The sequence below is a fragment of the Streptomyces poriferorum genome, assembly GCF_019399235.1.
Taxonomy (GTDB): domain Bacteria; phylum Actinomycetota; class Actinomycetes; order Streptomycetales; family Streptomycetaceae; genus Streptomyces; species Streptomyces poriferorum.
Genome location: NZ_JAELVH010000563.1, coordinates 1 through 2,456, shown reverse-complemented (window position 1 = coordinate 2,456; position 2,456 = coordinate 1). Strand labels below are relative to the sequence as shown.

2 protein-coding genes are annotated in these 2,456 nt (G+C 71.8%); both read right to left on the bottom strand.

Going from position 1 to position 2,456, the window contains the following annotated elements:
- Window positions 1-1,054 (bottom strand): potassium channel family protein (locus tag JGS39_RS39645; protein ID WP_236066127.1); only part of this gene is annotated, 1,054 nt, incomplete at its 3' end.
- 20 nt (window positions 1,055-1,074) lie between these two features.
- Window positions 1,075-2,456: molybdopterin molybdotransferase MoeA (locus tag JGS39_RS39640; RefSeq protein ID WP_219574604.1), on the bottom strand; the 1,382-nt coding region annotated here is incomplete at its 5' end.

Genomic DNA, 2,456 nt, shown 5'->3' with positions numbered 1-2,456 from the left:
ACGGCGGGTGGTTCAGGGGCGGCTCGTTGGAGGCACGCACGATGGTGATCAGCCGGTCCGTCAGCTGCAGGGGGCTCGCCGCCGGATCGTCGTACCCCAGGAGCCGGTGGCCGCGCAGGACGTTGACCACGAGGTCGTCGGTCTCCCGGACGTTCTTGCCCACCTCGGCCTTTATCACCGGCCGCTCGACGAGATCGAGTCCGCTGCCCTGCTGGATCAGGTCCTCCATCACCATGCCCGCACTGGGGCTGAGCACGGACAGCCCGAGCAGCCGGCCCGCCGCACTGGCGCTGGTGATCACGGCATCGGCACCGGACTGCCGCAGCAGCGGGGCGTTCTCCTCCTCACGCACCGCGGCCACGATCTTCGCGCCACGGTTGAGCTGACGCGCGGTCAGTGCGACCAGGACCGCGGTGTCGTCGCGCTGGGTCGCGATGATGACCTGACGCGCCTTCTGCAGCTCCGCGCGCAGCAGCACATCGCTGCGCGTCGCATCCCCGAGCACTCCGGTGAAGCCCTCGGCGTTGGCGATCTCTATGACCTTGGACGCCGGGTCGACGATGACGATCTGGTCCTTCCGCAGCCCGGTGGCGCAGAGGGTCTGGATGGCCGAACGGCCCTTCGTACCGAAGCCGACGACGACGGTGTGGTCACGCAAGTTCGTTCTCCAACGCTTCAGCCGGAAGTCCTCGCGGGTCCGTTCCGTGAGGACTTCAAGGGTGGTGCCGACCAGGATGATGAGGAAGAGCACGCGCAGCGGTGTCACGAGCAGCACATTCACGAGCCGGGCGCTGTCGCTGTACGGGGTGATGTCGCCGTATCCGGTGGTGGAGAGGGTGACCGTCGCGTAGTACACCGCGTCCAGGAGGTCGACCTTGCCATCGGCCGCGTCGTGGTAGCCGCCCCGGTCGACCCAAACGATCAGCACCGTGGCGGCAAGCACCGCCAGAGCCATCATCAGCCGCTTGGCAACCTGACGGGCCGGTCCGTCGACGACCCGGCGCGGGAGCATCACCCGGGTGGGGACGACCTGTTCGTCGGCGCGCCTGGCCATCGCGTCATGGCCGGGAAGTTTCACGTGAAACACCCTTCAGTCCACGGCGTCGCCGGGGCCCACGGTAGATCGAGGATCTCCACCTCGGTGCCGGACCGTACCCCGCCCGGCCCCACAACAGCCAGCCCGTCCGCGGCAGCGACGCCGCGCAGCATGGCAGGACCGTTGTAATGCAGGGGTACGACGTGATCCGTGGCCCCATCGGTTCCCGTGCTGTCGCGCCGAGTTGCGGAAGCGGAGGCCGGTCCGAGGGCGCCGGCGGTGCGGTGGACCACGGGGACCAGACGGGTGTCGTGCGGATGACCGTGCACGTCGCCGCGCACCGGCACTCGGTAGGGGGCCTCGGCGGTGCGGCCAGCAAGGCCTCTGAGCAGCGGTTCGGCCAGGGTGAGCAGTCCGGACACCGCGGCCAGCGGGTTGCCGGGCAGGCCTACGAGGTACGGCCCCGCGGCGCCGAGCCGGGCCAGCAGCATGGGGTGACCGGGGCGGACGGCGACCCCGTCGACGAGCAGTTCGGCATCGATCCGGGCCAGGACGGGGTGCACATGGTCGACGGGTCCGGCTGCCGTGCCGCCGGTGGTGACGATCAGGTCTGCCTCGGAGCCGGTGAGCGCCTGCCGCAGGGCCTCCGCGTCGTCGCCGAGGCGGCGCGGGTCGGAGACGTCGGCGCCCAGAGCGCGCAGCCAGGGGCCGATCATCGGGCCGAGAGCGTCACGGATCAGCCCGTCGTGCGGCAGGCCGGCGGTGAGGAGTTCATCGCCCAGGACGAGTACGTCGACACGCGGCCGGGACCGGGTCGGCAGCTCGTCGTATCCGGCGGCCGCGGCCAGGCCGAGGACGGCGGGCGTCACCAGCGTTCCGGCGGGCAGGAGTTGGTCTCCGGAGCGGCACTCCTGTCCGCGCGGCCTGATGTCCTGGCCGGGGTCGACCTGCCGCTGCGCGTACAGCAGCCCTTTGGCCCCGTCTGCGTGGGCATGTTCGCTGCGGATGACCGCGGTGACGTCCGCCGGGATGCGGGCGCCCGTGGCGATGCGGATGGCGTCGCCGTCGGGGAGCGGGGCGGGTGTGCCATGGCCGGCGAGGATGCCCTCGTCGTCCCGGATGGTCCACGGTCCCGGCCCGGCGACGGCCCAGCCGTCCATGGCGGAGGTGTCGAACGACGGCAGATCGGTGAGTGCGGCCAACGGCTCGGAGAGCACCTGCCCGAGCGCCTGGCCGAGAGGGAGCCGCACGGTACGGGGAGGAACGCCGCGCCCGGCCCTGGTGGCAACAGCGCGGGCCTCGTGCCACGGGGTCGCCCGGACACGCGGTCGTTCGTGAGGCGCGGGGGAGTCCGGGCCGGTGCGGTGGGCGGGGGTGGTCGAGGTGGCGGTGGTCGAGGTGGCGGTGGTCGAGGTGGTGG